At 73.8% G+C, this 16,311-nt stretch carries 13 protein-coding genes and 1 tRNA gene; 3 read left to right on the top strand and 11 right to left on the bottom strand.

Going from position 1 to position 16,311, the window contains the following annotated elements; translation table 11 throughout:
- The first annotated feature begins 77 nt into the window (after nt 1-77).
- The 3 genes from ACF07S_RS22680 (at nt 78) to ACF07S_RS22670 (ending at nt 3,205) form a co-directional block, all read left to right on the top strand.
- On the top strand, nt 78-1,283 hold the full coding sequence (locus ACF07S_RS22680) for a DNA polymerase III subunit delta' (protein ID WP_391962944.1): 1,206 nt from the start codon (nt 78-80) through the stop codon (nt 1,281-1,283).
- 105 nt (nt 1,284-1,388) lie between these two features.
- On the top strand, nt 1,389-3,014 hold the full coding sequence (locus ACF07S_RS22675) for an alpha/beta hydrolase (RefSeq protein WP_391974934.1): 1,626 nt from the start codon (nt 1,389-1,391) through the stop codon (nt 3,012-3,014).
- Nucleotides 3,015-3,131: 117 nt separating this feature from the next.
- Nucleotides 3,132-3,205 (top strand) — tRNA-Thr (locus ACF07S_RS22670).
- A 42-nt stretch (nt 3,206-3,247) separates the two neighbouring features.
- Here ACF07S_RS22670 and ACF07S_RS22665 read toward each other — a convergent pair.
- From ACF07S_RS22665 to ACF07S_RS22615, 11 genes are all read right to left on the bottom strand, one after another.
- Nucleotides 3,248-3,400: a hypothetical protein gene (locus ACF07S_RS22665; protein WP_391962946.1), complete on the bottom strand. Its 153-nt coding sequence runs from the start codon at nt 3,398-3,400 to the stop codon at nt 3,248-3,250.
- A gap of 788 nt (nt 3,401-4,188) precedes the next feature.
- A complete protein-coding gene (locus tag ACF07S_RS22660) occupies nt 4,189-5,460 on the bottom strand; it encodes an ATP-grasp domain-containing protein (RefSeq protein WP_391974933.1) in 1,272 nt (423 codons plus the stop codon).
- The gene (locus ACF07S_RS22655; protein WP_391974932.1) at nt 5,460-6,494 is read right to left on the bottom strand and encodes a prephenate dehydrogenase dimerization domain-containing protein; all 1,035 of its coding nucleotides are present in this window, start codon (nt 6,492-6,494) and stop codon (nt 5,460-5,462) included. The genes ACF07S_RS22660 and ACF07S_RS22655 overlap by 1 nt, the downstream gene beginning before the upstream one ends.
- Nucleotides 6,491-8,641, bottom strand: a complete 2,151-nt coding sequence (gene pabB / locus ACF07S_RS22650) for an aminodeoxychorismate synthase component I (RefSeq protein WP_391974931.1) — start codon at nt 8,639-8,641, stop codon at nt 6,491-6,493. The genes ACF07S_RS22655 and pabB overlap by 4 nt, the downstream gene beginning before the upstream one ends.
- Nucleotides 8,638-8,973 (bottom strand): chorismate mutase, encoded by a 336-nt coding sequence (locus tag ACF07S_RS22645; protein WP_391962950.1) that lies wholly within the window; start codon nt 8,971-8,973, stop codon nt 8,638-8,640. The genes pabB and ACF07S_RS22645 overlap by 4 nt, the downstream gene beginning before the upstream one ends.
- Nucleotides 8,960-10,231: a phenylacetate--CoA ligase family protein gene (locus ACF07S_RS22640; protein ID WP_391974930.1), complete on the bottom strand. Its 1,272-nt coding sequence runs from the start codon at nt 10,229-10,231 to the stop codon at nt 8,960-8,962. The genes ACF07S_RS22645 and ACF07S_RS22640 overlap by 14 nt, the downstream gene beginning before the upstream one ends.
- Complete coding sequence (locus ACF07S_RS22635; protein WP_391962952.1) at nt 10,228-11,472, bottom strand: ATP-grasp domain-containing protein; 1,245 nt, start codon at nt 11,470-11,472, stop codon at nt 10,228-10,230. Before ACF07S_RS22635 ends, ACF07S_RS22640 begins: the two co-directional genes overlap by 4 nt.
- A complete protein-coding gene (locus ACF07S_RS22630) occupies nt 11,469-12,758 on the bottom strand; it encodes an MFS transporter (protein WP_391962953.1) in 1,290 nt (429 codons plus the stop codon). Before ACF07S_RS22630 ends, ACF07S_RS22635 begins: the two co-directional genes overlap by 4 nt.
- Nucleotides 12,751-14,016, bottom strand: a complete 1,266-nt coding sequence (locus tag ACF07S_RS22625) for an aminotransferase class I/II-fold pyridoxal phosphate-dependent enzyme (RefSeq protein WP_391962954.1) — start codon at nt 14,014-14,016, stop codon at nt 12,751-12,753. The genes ACF07S_RS22630 and ACF07S_RS22625 overlap by 8 nt, the downstream gene beginning before the upstream one ends.
- Nucleotides 14,013-14,867 carry a N5-glutamine methyltransferase family protein gene (locus ACF07S_RS22620; protein WP_391962955.1) on the bottom strand — a complete coding sequence of 285 codons (855 nt, stop codon included), beginning with the start codon at nt 14,865-14,867 and terminating at the stop codon, nt 14,013-14,015. The genes ACF07S_RS22625 and ACF07S_RS22620 overlap by 4 nt, the downstream gene beginning before the upstream one ends.
- The gene (locus tag ACF07S_RS22615; protein ID WP_391962956.1) at nt 14,855-16,294 is read right to left on the bottom strand and encodes an NAD(P)/FAD-dependent oxidoreductase; all 1,440 of its coding nucleotides are present in this window, start codon (nt 16,292-16,294) and stop codon (nt 14,855-14,857) included. Before ACF07S_RS22615 ends, ACF07S_RS22620 begins: the two co-directional genes overlap by 13 nt.
- Between the last annotated feature and the right edge of the window lie 17 nt (nt 16,295-16,311).

The raw sequence follows: 16,311 nt of genomic DNA, 5'->3' as shown, positions 1-16,311 counted from the left end.
CCGTTGTCGGTGCCCACCCGCACAATGGACGCCGTAGGACGGACGTGGCCGGACGTGACGGAAGGGCGGGCTGACCCATGACCGTGTGGGACGACCTCGTCGGGCAGGAGCGGGTGAGCGAGCAGCTCGCCGCCGCCGCCCGGGACGCCGACGCGCTGGTCACCGCGGCGGCGGCCGACGCGCCCCCGCCCGAGACGTCGAGGATGACGCACGCCTGGCTGTTCACCGGCCCGCCCGGCGCGGGGCGCAACCAGGCGGCGCGTGCCTTCGCCGCCGCGCTGCAGTGCGTCAGTCCCGACCGCGCCCTGGGCGGATCCCCCGGCTGCGGGTTCTGCGACGGCTGCCACACCGCGCTGGTCGGCACCCACGCCGACGTGAGCCCGGTCGCCGCGGTCGGCGCGGAGATCCTCGTCAGGGACATGCGCGACACCGTCCGCAAGTCGTTCACCGCCCCGGCGACCGGCCGCTGGCAGGTGATCCTCGTCGAGGACGCGGAGCGGCTGAACGAGAAGTCCGCCAACGCCGTCCTCAAGGCGGTGGAGGAGCCCGCCCCCCGCACCGTCTGGCTGCTGTGCGCCCCCTCTCTGGAGGACGTCCTGCCGACGATCCGCTCGCGCTGCCGGCACCTCAGCCTGAGCACGCCCTCGGTGGACGCCGTCGCCGACATGCTCGTACGGCGCGAGGGCATCGAGCCGGACGTCGCCGCCGCCGTCGCCCGCGCCACCCAGGGCCACGTGGACCGGGCCCGCCGTCTGGCCACCGACCCCGCCGCCCGCGCCCGCCGCGCCGCGGTGCTCAGACTGCCGCTGCGGGTCGAGGAGATCGGCGGCGCGCTCAAGGCCGCCCAGGAACTCGTCGACGCCGCCGCCGAGGACGCCAGGCAGCTCGCCGAGGAGATGGACGGCAAGGAGACCGAGGAACTGAAGACCGCACTCGGCGCGGCCCAGGGCGGCCGCCTGCCACGCGGCACGGCAGGCGTGGTCAAGGACCTGGAGGAGATGCAGAAGCGCCGCAGGACACGCACCCAGCGCGACAGTCTCGACGTCGCCCTGACCGACCTGACCAGCTTCTACCGCGACGTCCTCGCCCTCCAGCTCGGCACCCGCATCGCCCTCGCCAACACGGACGCCGAGGACGCGCTGGAGCGCCTGGCCCGCGGCAGCTCCCCGGAATCCACCCTCCGCCGCATCGAGGCGGTCGCCGCCTGCGGCAAGGCCCTCGACCGCAATGTGGCCCCGCTCCTCGCGGTGGAGGCGATGGCCATGGCCCTCAGAGCGGGCTGAGGCGCCCACCCGGCGACCGCCATGCCCGCTCGGCGGCATCACTCGTACGAGGCACACCGTGTGCGCAGAGCATCCAGGCTGTCGCTGAGAGTTACGCTCGCGGGCATGTACACAAGGCGTACCCTCCGCAGAACCCGAACCCGAACCGGAACCCGAACCCGCACCGCAGCCCGCGCCGGAGCCTGTCTGCTCGCCGCCGCGCTGCTGGTCTCCGGCTGCTCCTCCGGGAGCACGGCGAGTTCCGCCGGCTCGGCGGCGGCCGCGGAGGAGGCGGTGGCCGCCCTCGCCCCGCTGCCCCGCTCCACACCCGCGGCCCTCGCGCCGTACTACGGGCAGCGCCCTGCCTGGCGCGACTGCGGCGCCCCCGGTTTCCAGTGCACCACGCTGAAGGCACCGCTCGACTACGCCGAACCGTCCGCCGGCGACGTCCGTCTCGCCGTCACCCGCAAGAAGGCCACGGGTCCCGGGAAGCGGCTGGGTTCGCTGCTGGTCAACCCCGGCGGACCGGGCGGCTCCGCGATCGGCTACGTCCAGGCGTACGCCGGTGTCGGCTACCCGGCCGAGGTGCGCGCCCGCTACGACATGGTGGCCGTGGACCCCAGGGGCGTGGCCCGCAGCGAGCCCGTCGAGTGTCTGGACGGGCCCGCGATGGACGCGTACACGCGCACGGACGTCACACCGGACGACGCGGGGGAGACGGACGCGCTGGTCGCGGCGTACAGGAAGTTCGCCGAGGGCTGCGGGGCGGACGCGCCGAAGCTGCTGCGTCATGTGTCCACCGTCGAGGCGGCCCGCGACATGGACATCGTGCGGGCCGTGCTGGGCGACGAGAAGCTGAACTACGTCGGCGCCTCGTACGGCACCTTCCTCGGCGCGACGTACGCCGGTCTGTTCCCGGACCGGGCGGGCCGGCTGGTGCTGGACGGCGCGATGGACCCCTCGCTGCCCGCGCGGCGGCTCAGCCTGGAGCAGACGGCGGGTTTCGGCACGGCGTTCACCGCCTTCGCCGAGGACTGCGTGCGGCGGAGCGGCTGCCCCCTCGGCGGCCGGAAGACCACTCCCGCGCGGGCCGGCAAGAACCTGAAGGCCTTCTTCGGCGACCTCGACACCCGGCCGATCCCCGCCGGCGACGCCGGCGGCCGCCGGCTCACCGAGTCGCTGGCGACGATCGGCGTGATCGCCGCCATGTACGACGAGGGCGCCTGGGAACAACTGCGCGAGGCGCTGAACGGCGCGATGCGGGAGAACGACGGCGCCGCACTGCTCGCCCTCGCCGACAGCTATTACGAACGTGACGCGGACGGCGGCTACAGCAACCTGATGTTCGCCAACGCGGCCGTGAACTGCCTGGACCTCCCCGCCGCCTTCGACTCCCCGGACGAGGTGCGGAAGGCGCTCGGCGATTTCGGGAAGGCGTCCCCGGTCTTCGGCGAGGGCCTCGCGTGGGCCTCGCTGAACTGCGCGTACTGGCCGGTGCGGGCCACGGGCGAGGCCCGGCGCATCGAGGCGAGGGGCGCGGCCCCGATCGTCGTCGTCGGCACCACCCGCGACCCGGCGACCCCGTACCGCTGGGCCGAGGCCCTGGCCGGCCAGCTGTCCTCGGCCCGCCTCCTCACCTACGAGGGCGACGGCCACACCGCCTACGGCCGCGGCAGCTCCTGCATCGACTCCGCGATCAACACCTACCTGCTCCGCGGCACCCCGCCCACGGACGGCAAGCGCTGCTCATAGCCGGTGCGACCACCCGGAGGCGGCCGCTCGGGCCCGCCTCCGGGGCCGGTACGAAGCACCCTCGGAAACTGTGTAGACTTACCGGCGTTGCTGATCGCACCATGGTGCGCACGGCGCGCCGCCTTAGCTCAGATGGCCAGAGCAACGCACTCGTAATGCGTAGGTCTCGGGTTCGAATCCCGAAGGCGGCTCGGAATTACCCCAGGACTCACTCGCCGTGGCCTGGGGTTTTTTCATGCCTGGGGCATGGCGGGCCGTACGGTGGGGATGCCGTGGAAGTGCTTGCGTGAGCGGAGCGGCTCGACGACCTGCTTCTTGGGCTTCACCCGCTTGGCCTTCACGGCGGCCTGGCGCCCGCTCGCTCCGGGCGCAGGCCATTTCCGCATGGGCGCCGCGTGAGCGGGCCGGACGCCAGGCGTACCGGCACCTGCGGCGGTGGCCGTCGCATCTCACCCACTGCTTGCCGTGGTGATCTCTCGTGGCGCGGGGCAGCCGTCGGCCCGAAGCGATTCTCGGCAGGCTGATCGTCGCGTATCGGACGGAAGTCCCGCCCGGACATCCCTCCCCGGACCATCGAGATCCGTCGTCAGGGGGGTCCACTCCGAAGGACATCCTCGACTCCAAGGACGGACCCAGGGCGACAGACGACGCTTGCGGAACTCCACCGCCCGTGCACGGGTTGTGGAGTCCTGCGCGTCGGTGCTGCCGGGGTGCGGTGCGGGACTGCGCATTCGCTTGCCTTCGGCGCCGTGGGCCACAGGTACGGGTCCCGGATGAACGCGCCCGGGATGCCTGGCCGGAAGACCGGTGCGTCCCTGGGCAGTGCCATCAGCATGCGCATCCGCACCGGCGAGCGGAACGTCACCCTCCGGACTGAGCCGACCCACCCAGGCGTGCCCGCCGAGCGGGAGTGCACCTCCACTCGCTGCCCATGGCGTCGCCGGCCCGGCCGGCCCCGTACGCAGCAGGGCTCGCGCCGTCGTGCGTGCGCGGCCGACGGTGATCTTCGTTCCGTTCCTTGGCGCCGTTGTGCCGGCCGGCAAGAACCGATCGGCCGGGTCCGGATCCCGGAGGCGGCTCCGTCGGACCCCGGGTCGGTTGGTCGCCGACCTGGGGTTCCTGCTGTTCGGGGGCGGGCGGCCCCGGTGGCGGGGTGCCGGTCGGGGCCGGGGCGTCAGACGGTGTTCGCGAGGTCGGTCAGGGACAGGTCCAGGGAGAGGGCCGCGCAGGCGGCGGCCGCTGTTTCGCGGGCGAGGGTCAGTGCCTCCTCCGCCGTGGTTCCGGTGGCCCGCACCTTCAGCACGCGGTCGTTCGTCGAGGCGAGCGGCCGGACCGGATCGCCCTCCGAGCGCAGGGCGGTGACGTGCACGTGCTCCCCGCCGGGGAGGTCCCCGGCCGGGAACGTGCCCGCCTCCCGTGCCGCCCCGAACCACACCGCCTGATGGCGTCGCCGGGGCGCGTGGGCCGCGAGGGTGGCGCGCGCCTCGTCCAGCACGCCGCGGCCGAGGGCCTGGTCGGGCTGGAGCACGTCCAGGTCGACGCCGGTCGCGGCGTGCACCATGAGCCAGATGTCGTCGCCGCCGACCCGGGCGTGCGTCTCGATCGGTACCGGCCCGTCCGGGCCGAGGATCACCTCGGTGTGGCTCGGCCCGTACGTCAGGCCCACGGCGTCCAGGACGTCCTCGGCGCACCGGGCCACGGCGGCCCTCTCGTCCTCGGAGAGCGGCGCCGGCATCACATGGCCCAGCTCGACCAGGGTGGCGGGGTCGGAGTACTTGCGGGTGACGGCCAGCACGAGATGGCGGCCGTCCTCCGAGAGCGCCTCCACGCTGAACTGCGGTCCCGTCACGAACCGTTCGACGAGGACGTCCTGGCCGTGCCCGGACGCCTCGCGGTAGGCGGCGTCCAGTTCACGCTCGTCGCGGACCATGACCGCGCCCGCGCTGCCGGTGCCGGTCACCGGCTTGAAGACACAGGGGAGCCCGATCCCGGCGACGGCGGCGCGCGCCTCGTCGAGTCCGGCGGCGCACCGGAACGGCACCGGGTACAGGCCCCGTTCGTCGAGCGTCCGGCGCATCAGGGCCTTGTCGCGCACCCGCTCCATGGTCGCCGGCGTGTGGAAGGGCACGCCGACGGCCGCCATCGCCACGGCCGCCTCGTACGCCAAGTGGTCGACGAGGGCCAGCGCATGGGTCAGCGGCACCGCGGTGTGGACCGCGCGCACCGCGGCGGTCCACGCCGCCGCGTCGGCGTCGTCGGCCAGGGCGACCACCGCGTGGGCGTGCTCGGCGCCGTCGCAGGCGGCCAGCCGCGACCGCGGGACGAACAGGGTGATCCGGACACCGTCCCCGAGCGTCTTGAGGGCCCGGTCGGGGATGTCGAAGAGGTCGCCGAAGACGGCGAGGTGGTGCGAGGTCTTCGCGGGGGGCGGAGTGGGTGCGGACATCATCGGTCTCCCGGCTGGTCGTTGTGGTCGGGGCGGGTGCCGGCCGCCGGGGGGACGGCGCCCGGCGGCGGCCCGGCGCCGTCCTGCCGCGTCCTGCGCCGCTGGATCAGTTCGAACAGTTCACGGCACTCCTGGGCGCCCTCGGCGGCGTACGGGCCCAGGCCCTCCGCCGCCGAGGCGAGGACGGCGCGGAAGTCGGCGGACCGGTCCGCGTCGACGAGCGCGTCGAGCCGCCGCAGGGAGGCCGTCAGGTCCTTGCGGCGGGCGCCGCCCTCCGCGTTGGCCCGCTGGATGTCCCAGTAGATCTCGGGCGGAGCCGCGAGGATGCGACAGGCCAGCGCCACCAGGGTGCGGGCCGGGGGCGGGGCGATCCGCATCAGGGTGGGCACGTCCACCGGCGCGGCCAGCAGGGCGTCGACGAACGACAGGACCGCGGCGTGCGGCAGCGCCTGCAGCACGGACATCGCCGCGTCGTGGCCGGCGGGGTCCATGACCGAGACCGTCATGGACCCGGCCCGCAGCCGTTCCGACATCCGGCGGACCTGGGGGTCCGTGTCATCCGTGCCGGTGGGGCGGTCCCCGGGCGCCGGCTCCCCGGGTACGGCCCCCGGGGCGATCAGCACGACGGACTGTCCCGCCGGGGGCAGGGTGGGCGAGAACATCGGGTTGACGCCGCGCAGCGGGGACCGGAGGCCGTGCTCCGAAGCGGCTTCGAACAGCGGCAGCTGGACCGAGCAGGTGGACACGAGTACCGCTTCCGGGCGGGCGGACCCGGCCAGCCACGGCAGGCACGCCGCGGCGATGTCCTCCGGCAGGGCGAGGACCACTTCGTCGGCCGCCGCGACGGCCGCGCGCAGGTCCGCGGAGGGTGTGCGCACGTCGCCGTCGTGGTCCGTGCCGGGGGACAGGTCGGCGGTGGTCACCGTGTCCCCGGCGTCCGTCAGCCAGGTCCGGTACCAGCGGCCGACCGTGCCGGCGGCGCCCAGCAGCACGATCCTCCGGTGCGCCGCCGCGCCCGCGGCCGGGCCGCTCACGCCTCGTCCCCGTGCTGCCAGCCGCGCAGCCCGAAGTAGGGCACGCTCGCCTTGACCAGGGTCTCCTCGTACTCCTCGTCGGGGTCGGACTTCGCGGTGATCGCGCCGCCGACGCCGAAGCGGGCGGTGCCGTCGCGCACCACCGCGGTACGGATGACGATGTTCAGGTCGAGCGCGCCCGAGAACGACAGCCAGCCCAGGGCGCCGGAGTAGATGCCGCGGGCCGAGCCCTCCAGCTCGTCGATGATCTCCATGGTCCGCTTCTTGGGCGCGCCGGTCATCGAGCCGCCCGGGAAGCAGGCGCGTACCGCCGACAGCGCCGACTCGGTCCGCCGCAGCCGTCCCCGGATGGTGGACACCAGCTGGTGGACGGAGGAGTAGCTCTCGATCGCGAAGGCGCGCGGGACGTGGACACTGCCCGGTACGCACACCGAGTTGAGGTCGTGCCGGACCAGGTCGACGATCATCAGGTTCTCGGCGCGGTCCTTCTGCGAGGACAGCAGGTCCTCCCGCAGCGCCGCGTCCTCCTCGGGGGTGGCGCCGCGCGGGCGGGTGCCCTTGATGGGCCGTGACTCCACGATGCGGCTCTCGTCCACCCGCAGGAAGGTCTCGGGCGAGGAGCACAGCACCTCGACGTCCCCGGCGCGCAGATAGGCGGCGTGGGGCATCGCGCTGACCGTGCGCATCCGCTCGTACGCGGGCAGCCCCGCTCCCACGCCGGTCAGTTCGGCGTGGTTGGTGAGGCAGATCTCGTAGCTCTCGCCGTCGGTGATGAGGCGCTGGCTCTCCTTGATCTTCGCGAGGTACGTCTCACGGTCGTCGCGCAGGTTCAGCAGCCGCTCGGGGACCGGCCCCGGTGCGTACGGGGAGGTGGTCGCGTCCGGGCCGGACGCGCCGTCCGCGGTCGGAGCCGGGGGGACGTCCCGCGCGGTGGGTGAGGCCACCCCGGCCCCGCCGTCGTCCCCGTGCCCGTGTCCGTCCCCGTCCCCGTCGACGGGGACGAGGCGGCAGGCCAGGGCGGTGCCGCCGCGGTGGTCGAAGACGGTGAAGGCGCGGGTGTGCAGGAACCACGACTCGGGTTCCGGTGCGGGATGCCGCTCGTCGCCGGTGGTGAGCGCCTTGAGCTCGTACCCGAACCAGCCCACCAGGCCGCCGCGGAACGGCAGGGGCCAGTCCGCGGGCGCCGTGACCTCCACGGCGTCGACGATGTCCTCGAGGAGGGTGAAGACGTCGCCCGTGACCTCTTCGGTGCGGCCGGGGCCGTGCAGCGCGAGGCGGCGCCCGGCCAGGTCGTAGGCGAGGGCGACGTCCCCCCGCTCGCCCCAGGCGCCCATCAGCGAATAACGGGAACCGGGGTGCTCGCTGCCCTCGGAGTCGAGCCAGAACGCGTACGGGCGCCCGGCGTAGTGCTCCCGGAAGAAGTCCGCGGGCGGGCCGGGGGCGGGTACGGTCTCGGCTTCCAGGCGCATCCGCAGCGAGCCGCCCGCCCTCCGGAACGCCGCGACGGCCGGCACCTCACCCGGCGCGCCGCCCGCCGCCCGCGGGATGAGGGGCGCCGCGCCGTCCCCGGCGTGGTGGCGGGCGGCGAGCGCGACGAAGTTGGCGAGGACGCCGTGGCCGCCGGCCGACTCGATGGACTCCGGGTGGAACTGCACCCCCCACACCGGCCGGCTGCGGTGCGCGACGGCCATCACCAGGCCGTCCCGCGTCCAGGCCGTGCGCTCCAGGGTGTCCGGCAGATCGGTGCTGACCAGCGAGTGGTAGCGCACCACCGGCAGGTCCTGCGGCAGTCCCGCGAACAGGCCGGTGCCCAGGTGGGCGACCGTGTCGACGAGGCCGTGCGCGGGGGCGGGCGCGTAGGCCGTGCGTCCGCCGAAGAACTCGGCTATCCCCTGGTGTCCCAGGCAGACGCCGAGCATCGGCAGCGCGCAGCGCGCGATGACCTCGCGGCAGACACCGAAATCGGCCTCCCGCGAGGGCCGTCCGGGCCCGGGCGAGAGGACGACGGCGCGGCACTCGTCGAGCGGCAGGGCGTCGTAGGCGGTCGTGTTCGGCAGCACGAGCGGCTGCTCGCCGGTCACCTCGTACAGGTACTGCGCGATGTTGAGCGTGAAGGAGTCGAAGTTGTCGATGATGAGGACCTTCACCGGTCGCCGCCTCCCTTCAGTTCCGCCATCAGTACGTCCTCCTGGGTGCACGTCTCGGCCACGATCCGCTCGAAGAGGTCGCCCAGGTACCGCTCGGGCAGGCCGTGGGCGGCGGCGTGGGCGCGGGCCCTGCCGACGACGAGGCCGACGCGCGAGGGCTGCATCATGGGGATGCCGTGTTCGGACTTGAGCCGGGCGATGTCGAGGCAGAGGTCCATCCGCTGGACGATGAGTTCGAGCAGCCGGCGGTCCATGTCGTCGAGCCGGTCACGCAGGGGACCCAGCACCGTCGCCGCCTCGGCCTCGTCGGGTGCCGCACTAGGCCTGGTCATCTCTGTCCTCTTCACTCCAGAAGAACGGGGCCTTGGCCCGGGGGGTGAGGTACGGTGCCGTCCCGGCGTCGACCGTGAGGCCGGCGAACCGCGCCGAGCCGACGACCTTGCGCAGGGTCTGGTGCCGGCCGAGGGCGCTCCGCGCCGCCTCGTCCGTGAGGCCGCGCAGGGCGGCGCCGCGCAGGGTCAGCCGCAGCAGTCCCCGCCGTGAATTGAACGCGACCTGGTACCGGGCGTCCGCCGGAAGGTCCAGCGCGGTGTCGAACATGGAACGGGTGACCAGGGTGCCGTCCAGGTTGGCCGACACGTCGTCGCGGGCCCCGATGCGCAGCACCCGGGCCGTGGAGCCGCAGGGGCAGTCGGAGGGGCGCAGGGTGGCGTGGTCGCCGACGAGGTAGCGCACCAGCGCGGTGCCGGTGTCGGCCAGTACGGTGACCGCGAGCGCGCCCGGGACACCGTCCGGCAGCCGCCGGCCGTCGTCGTCGACGACCTCGGCGATCACCAGGTCCTCGTGGACGTGGTGATCGCTGCCGGTGAGGTGGGCGCACTGGTACCCGATGGGTCCGGTCTCGGTGGTGCTGTACGCGAAGGAGCGGACGGCGCAGCCGGCCGCGGCGAGCGCGTCGGCGGCCGGTCCCGTCATGCGCTCGCCCAGGTAGTACAGCGTGCGCAGGCGCCGCATGGCCGCCGGGATCTCGGCCAGCAGGCGCTCGACGTAGCCCGGCAGGCCGACCATCGCGCCGACCCCGAGGTCGGTGATCAGTTCGGCGAGATGGGGCGCGGGCATGGAGGTGCCGGCCGGGAGCACGGCCGCGCCGCGGCGGGAGAGCACCGCGTCGGCGAAGCCGAAGCCGCCGAACAGGTCGCCCGGGGCGAGCGAGTTGAGGACGAACGGGTTGGTGCCGAGCCCGTCGGTGCACAGGCCGCGCGCGCCGAGGGCCTCGACCCGCTCGTTGAAGGGCCGGTCGTGCAGCAGGGTCCGCACCCGCCCGGAGGAGCCGCTGGAGCGCAGCACCAGGCGGATGTCGCCCTCGGTGACGCGGTTCGGCGTGCGGGGGTCCGCGGACCACTCGGCGAGCCGGTCGCGGGTGGTGAGCGGAACCTTCTCCAGCCCCTCGGGGGTCAGCGAGTCCGCGTACGGGTGCAGCGCCGTACAGGTCCGTGACCGGTGCACGGCCTCGCGCATCAGCGTCAGGTTGTCCGCCTGGACGCTCAGCAGTTCCGGGCGCGGCGGGGTGAGATCGGCGAGGAGCCTCACTGTTCCTCCATCCGTAGGGTGATGGTCCGGCAGGCCCGCTCGGCCGCCGCGGCGGCCGTCCGGGTGTCCGGTCCCACGGCGACGACCTCGCCGAGCCGCTCCCAGCTCGCCGTCGCCGGGCGCACGGTGTCGCCGGGGTTCGTCCAGATCCGTACGCTGTGCACGCCCGGCAGTCCGGCGGCCTCCGCCACGCCGTCGAGCGCGGCGACCCGGCCGGCCCGGTCCGCCAGAAGGTACCGCTTGACGGCCGCCGCGCCGAGCGGCGGCACGGCGGGGGGCAGCGGCAGGCCGCAGGCGTGGGCGAGCATGTCCGTCTCCATGTCCCGCCCGGTGACCAGGGTGAGGAGGGCGGGGATCTCGTCGCCGCCGGTACGGGCGTGCGACTCGACGAGGTGGATGCCCGCCCGGCCGGCGATGACCTCGGTGTGGGCGGGCCCCTCGCGCAGTCCGACATGGTCGAGGAAGGCGGTGACCCGGTCGGTGACGGCCCGGTGCCGTTCGGCGTCCAGACCGGCCGGGACGACGTGTCCGGTCTCGACGAACGCGCCGCCGACGAGCTTGCGGACCACCGCCCGCACCTCGTGGCGCCCGCCGCGGCTGAACGTCTCGACGCTGAACTCCTCACCGTCGGCGAAGGGTTCGACGAGGTAGCCGGTCACGGGCAGCACCTCGTGGTAGCGGTGGCCGTTGCGCAGGGTGTCCCGCACCCGCCGCCAGGCGTCGTCGAGGCCGTCGGGGCCGTCGACCTTGAGCACGCCCAGGCTGGCGGAACCGTCGACGGGCTTGAGGATCAGCGGCCAGCCGGCCTCCCCGGCGACCCGCAGCGCGTCCTCGGGTCCGGTCAGCCGGGCCCAGGGGGTGCGCAGCGAGGGGTGCTCGTCCTGCACCTCGTGGGTCCTGGCCTTGTCGCGCAGCAGCGCGGCGACCCCGGTGCCGGGTGCGGTCAGCCCCAGGTCGAGGGCGGCGGCCTCGGCGGCGGCGCAGGCGGGTTCGTGATTGCTGCACACCCCGGCGAAGCCGAACTCCTCGTGCAGCGAACGGGCGAGGGCCACGACGCCGGGCACATCGAGCAGGTCGACGCGCTCCGAGCGCAGGCACAGCGGGTCCAGCGAGGCGTCGGCCATGGTGGGTGCCTGGAGGTGCACCACGTCGAGGCCGAGACCGAGGGCCTTGTCGAGGACTCTGCGGCTGCCGCTGAGCAGCAGGAGCACGGGGCGGCGGGGGTCCGCGTGGGACGTCACAGGGCGTTCTCCCTCACCAGCGGGGAGCGTCGGGCCAGGGCGACGCAGTACTGCATCGCGAAGGCCGCGACCAGGAAGACGGCGCCGAGCACCAGCCAGCCCCAGGAGCCGTGGGACAACAGCAGCCAGGTGAGGGCGAGCGGGCCGATCGCCTCGGCGATGGTGGAACCCATGCCGAAGAAGCCCTGGTACTCGCCGTACCTGCCGTCCGGTACGAGCCGGAAGCTGATCTCGTTCATGCTGGAGGTCTGCCGCATCTCCCCGAAGGTGAGGACGGAGACCGCCAGCAGGAGCAGCCCGGCCGCCCCCCAGGGCGAGGAGGGCAGCCCGGACAGGGAGTACAGCGCCATCCCCGCGAACAGCAGCAGTCCGCCGATACGCAGGCTGCGCAGGCCGGCGTCGATGCTGGTCACGTTCTGGGAGACCCGGTACTGCAGGGCCACCACCAGGGCGGTGTTGACGACGAAGACGGCGGCGATGCTCCACTCGGGAGCCTGTGTCTCCTGGACGATCCACAGCGGCAGGGCCACGTCGATCAACGGCACGTGGAGCGTCAGGAGCAGATTGACGGCGCTGACGGCGACGTAGCCGCGGTCGCGGAACACCCGCAGCGGTGACCCCTTGACCGCCGGGGCCGGCGCCTCCCCGGCCGGGGAGGCGGTTCTGGCGCGCAGCGTCGGCGGGACCCTGAGCAGCAGCGCGGCGGCGACGAAGAACGTCAGCGCGTCCAGCCCGAACGCCAGCCGGTAGGCGGTGTCGGTGTCCACGGTGATGACGAGGGCGCCGAGCGCCGCGCCCACCGCCAGCCCGGCGTTGGCCGTGGAGATCAGCACCGCCCGCACCCGGGTGACCTGATCGGCGGGGAAGGAGCGGGACACCAGGGCGGAGCGTGCGGACTGGGTGCCCTGGGTGGAGACCGCCAGCAGACAGGCGCCGACGAAGAACAGCGGCACGCTCGAGGTCACCAGGTACAGGCAGACCGACAGGCCGGCCACCCCGAGCAGGGTGGTGGCGACGGTGCGGGACTCGAACCGGTCGGCGAGATGCCCCACGGGCACGCTGAGCACCATGGCCAGCAGCCAGGAGGCGGTGAGCGCCGCCCCGTAGGTGACCGCGTCCAGTCCGACCACCCGGGTGAAGTACAGCGCCGCGCAGACGTAGAACAGGCCGTCGCCGAGGTAGGTGATGAAGTGGGACACGGCGATGGGACGCACCAGCGGCCCGAGCGCCGGGCGCGGCGGACCCGGTTGTTCCGCCGCGGCCGGCGGAGTGGATTGCTCAGTCACGGCCGTGGAGCTCCTGACCGCTGCCGTAGTGCCCGCTCTCCTCGAGCGTGTCCGCGAGGAGGGCCAGGTCCTCCTCGCTGTGCAGGGCGGAGAGCGCGAACCGCAGCAGGGACCGGCCCTGCGCCACCGTGGGGTAGAACGCCGGGAGCATGATCACTCCGCGCTCCTTGAGGCGCCGTACGGTGCGCAGCCCCTCCGCCTCGGAGCCGAACACGGCGCCGCGCACCGGGGTCCGGAGCCCGGCGTTGGACAGCTTGCCGCCGGTCAGTTCGTCGAGCCGGGCGGCGTTCGCCCACAGGTCCGCCTGGAGTCCGGCGATCTCGGGGGAGAGGTGGATGCGGGCCGCCGCGACGTTGGCGGCCATCATCGGCACCATCACCGAGTGCCCGAAGACCAGCGGATTGGCGAGCTTCCTGACGACGGCGACGTCCTCGCCGGACGAGACGAGGAGGAAGCCGCCCGAGCCGCCGAAGCCCTTGGACAGGGACCCGGCCAGGACGACGTTGTGGGGGAGTTTGCCGCCCAGCGCGTCGAAGGCGTAGCCGCAGCCCCAGGCGCCGTCGATGGAGATGCCGTGGGCGTCGTCGACGTAGAGGTACCCGCCGGCGGCCGCCGTCCGCTCCGCCAGGTCCCGCACGTCGATCAGGCCGTTCATCGAGCCGACCCCGTCCACCAGCAGTACGGGGGTGCGTCCCGCCGCGGTCGCGCGGTTCAGCGACTCCGCCACCGAGGCGGGGTCGTCGGAGCGGAACCTCTCGACCGGGCCGAACTGCTCGAAGATCCCGCGCAGTACCTGCATCGAGGCATGGGCGGTGCGGTCCACGAACAGGTGGGGTCCGCCCCGCACCGGGTAGCTGGGCAGCGAGTTCGAAGCCAGCAGCGGCAGTACGCCGAGGTGGACGTTGCTGGTGGAGGTGAACACGCAGGGGGTGGCGCCCGGGTAGATGCGCGCCAGGAGTTCCTCCAGCTCGGGGAGGTAGGAGGGCCGCATCCGGTTGCGTGAGGACGACAGGTGGACGCCGAACCGGCCGACGGCCTCGACGACGGCCTGCGCCAGCGCGGGGTGCGACTCGAGGCCGAGGTAGGAGCAGGAGACGAACTCCGTGACCGTGGTGCCGTCCTGGAGGGTGACGCGCTTGCGGTCGCGGGAGACGACGGTGTGCCCGGTCAGCCCCTCGGCGAAGCACTGGTCCAGGGCGGAGGAGGTGCGGTCCCTGCGGCTGGTCAGCCAGTTCCGTGAAGTCCGGGGCGTGCTCACGTGGTTCCTTCCTGGTCGGTGCGGCGTGCGACGGTGATCCGTGGTTCGCCGGCAGTATCGACGCACGTGGTGATCTCCTCGAAGGCGTGACCGTGCAGGAGTTCGCGCACCTGCTCGGGCTGCGCCCGGTCGTGTTCGAGCGCCAGCCTCCCGCCGGGGCGCAGTGCCGCGGCGGCGAGGACGGCGATCCGGCGTATCAGATCGAGGCCGTCGGCGCCGCTGTAGACGGCGGCCCGGGGCTGGTGCTCGGACCATTCCGGCAGCAGCCGCACATCGGGGGCGACGTACGGCGGGTTCGCCATGACCAGGTCGGTCCGGCCACGGTACGCGTCGAGGCAGCCCGGCGCGGTGAGGTCGGCGGCGAGCACGGTGACCTCGCCCAGCACGGCCTCGTTCCGCGCCACGTTGCGCCGCAGGTACTGCAGGCAGGTGTCGTCCCGCTCCACGCACGTCACCGCCGCGTCGGGACGGCGCCGCGACAGGGCGAGACCGAGCGCGCCGACGCCGGAGCACAGGTCGAGCACGGTGCCCCGGTACGGCAGCGTCGTGTCCTCGGCCACCCGGGCCACCAGCGTGGTGCTCTCCCGCCGGGGCACGAACACCCCGCTGCCGACGACGAGTTCGAGCCCGTCGAACTCGGTGGAACCGGTGATGTGCCCGAGCGGGATGCGCCGGCAGCGCTCGGCCACGGCGGTCTCGAAGCGGGCCAGCGCCGCCGGTGTCTCCACCGCCAGGAAACGCTCCCGCAGCGCGGCGAGGTCGCCCTCGACGTCCCACACGCCCGCCTCGGTCAGGCGGGCCCGGGCGGCGTCGTGGACGGACCGCGTGCGCTGCGCCGTCACCGCGACCACGCCGCGTAGTAGCGCGTGAGGGAGGCGCGGATGCCGTCGGTCATGGCGGCGACCAGCTCGGCCGGGGGAGTGAACGCCGGGTGCAGCTCCTCCACCAGGGAGCCGTAGAACCGGCGCAGGTGGCGCTCGATGCGCGGCGGCCACTCGGGCGTGACGTTCCACTTGTACTCGTAGCCGGTGGCCATCATGTGCTCCACCGCCGTGGTCACGACCTGCTCGCGGGTCCCGCCGGCCAGCGGGGCGCGCACGGGGGAGAAGGACGACAGGAAGTCGTACTCGCTCGTGCCGTTCTCGATGAGCGCGGCGATGTGCTGGGCGAGCAGCGGCGACTGGTGCAGTCCGTCGCGGTAGGTGCCGGTGGCCAGCCACAGCCCCTCCGCGCCGGCGCCGCCGATCAGGGGGAAGCCGTCGGCGGGCACCGGCCGGTTGCCGACCTGCACGGAGAGCAGCGAGGACTCGGCGAGGTTGGTGTGCAGCTGGTCCACGGCGCAGCCGAGCAGGAACTGCAGGTCGCCGACGGCGGCGAAGCGGCGCGGCTGTTCGGAGATGATGTTGGTGGCGCCGAGGTAGAGCACCCCGTCGGCGCGCGGAACGGCGTGCAGACCGCAGGCGAAGGCCCGGTTGGGGGTGCGCACCACGGACGAGGGCAGCGCGCGGTCCTCGGTCTCCACCAGGGCCGAGACGCCGTACCCGCTCACCATGGGCGGCATCCGGTCGCGTGCCTCGGCCACCTCGTCCAGCAGCGTGAGGGACCTGGCGCCGGCGGCCACGACGACGTGGTCGGCGGGCAGGAACTCACCGTTCGCCAGCTCGACACCGGTCGCGCGGGAGCCCGCCACCCGGACGCGCAGCGCCTCGGCGTCGACGATCCTGCCGCCCGCCTTCACCAGCGCCTGGTCCAGCTTGACCAGCAACCGGTGGGAGTCCACCGCGTGTTCCCCGGGGATGAACAGGCCGCGCAGCGAACGCGAGAGGTCGTTCGGCTCCAGCCAGTCGAGGTCCTCGGGGTCGGCGGTCTCGTACGGCTCCTCGTACTCCCGCAGCGTCGCCTCGATGGCGCGGAAGTTGCCGGAGTCGACGGCGGCCGAACCCATCGTGTTGAGCAGGACGAACGTGCCGTCGGCGCTGAAGAGCGTGCGGGAGTCGCCCGAGTCCTGGCTGAGGCGCTCGTCCCACTCGGTCCAGTAGCGGCGGGCCCGGTGGTCCATGTCGAGCTTGGCCCGGCCGTGCTCGCTGGCCAGCAGCGAGGTGGTGACCTCGCCGAAGCAGCCGAGCATCGCGCCGGCGGCGAGCGAGGCGGCGTACGGCCGGTTCTCCCGGCCCACGCGGGTGACCTGGAAGCCGCGGCTGCTCAGCTCGTAGGCGATCGAGGCGCCGACCGCCCCGTTGCCGACGACGACGGCGCTCTGCTGTGGCCCAGCGTGCATGATTCTCCTTATGTCCT

Origin of the sequence: Streptomyces sp. NPDC016640 (genome assembly GCF_043076215.1) — a bacterium.
Lineage (GTDB): Bacteria > Actinomycetota > Actinomycetes > Streptomycetales > Streptomycetaceae > Streptomyces.
Note: the sequence above shows the minus strand (reverse complement) of the source record. Positions and strands in the feature narration are given on the sequence as shown.

Excerpts from the sequence above, each read along its gene's own strand:
- ACF07S_RS22680 (WP_391962944.1), top strand. The coding sequence starts at position 78 with ATGACCGTGTGGGACGACCTCGTCGGGCAGGAGCGGGTGAGCGAGCAG.
- ACF07S_RS22615 (WP_391962956.1), bottom strand. The coding sequence starts at position 16,294 with ATGCACGCTGGGCCACAGCAGAGCGCCGTCGTCGTCGGCAACGGGGCG.
- ACF07S_RS22665 (WP_391962946.1), bottom strand. The coding sequence starts at position 3,400 with ATGCGGAAATGGCCTGCGCCCGGAGCGAGCGGGCGCCAGGCCGCCGTG.
- ACF07S_RS22675 (WP_391974934.1), top strand. The coding sequence starts at position 1,389 with ATGTACACAAGGCGTACCCTCCGCAGAACCCGAACCCGAACCGGAACC.
- ACF07S_RS22660 (WP_391974933.1), bottom strand. The coding sequence starts at position 5,460 with ATGTCCGCACCCACTCCGCCCCCCGCGAAGACCTCGCACCACCTCGCC.
- ACF07S_RS22645 (WP_391962950.1), bottom strand. The coding sequence starts at position 8,973 with ATGACCAGGCCTAGTGCGGCACCCGACGAGGCCGAGGCGGCGACGGTG.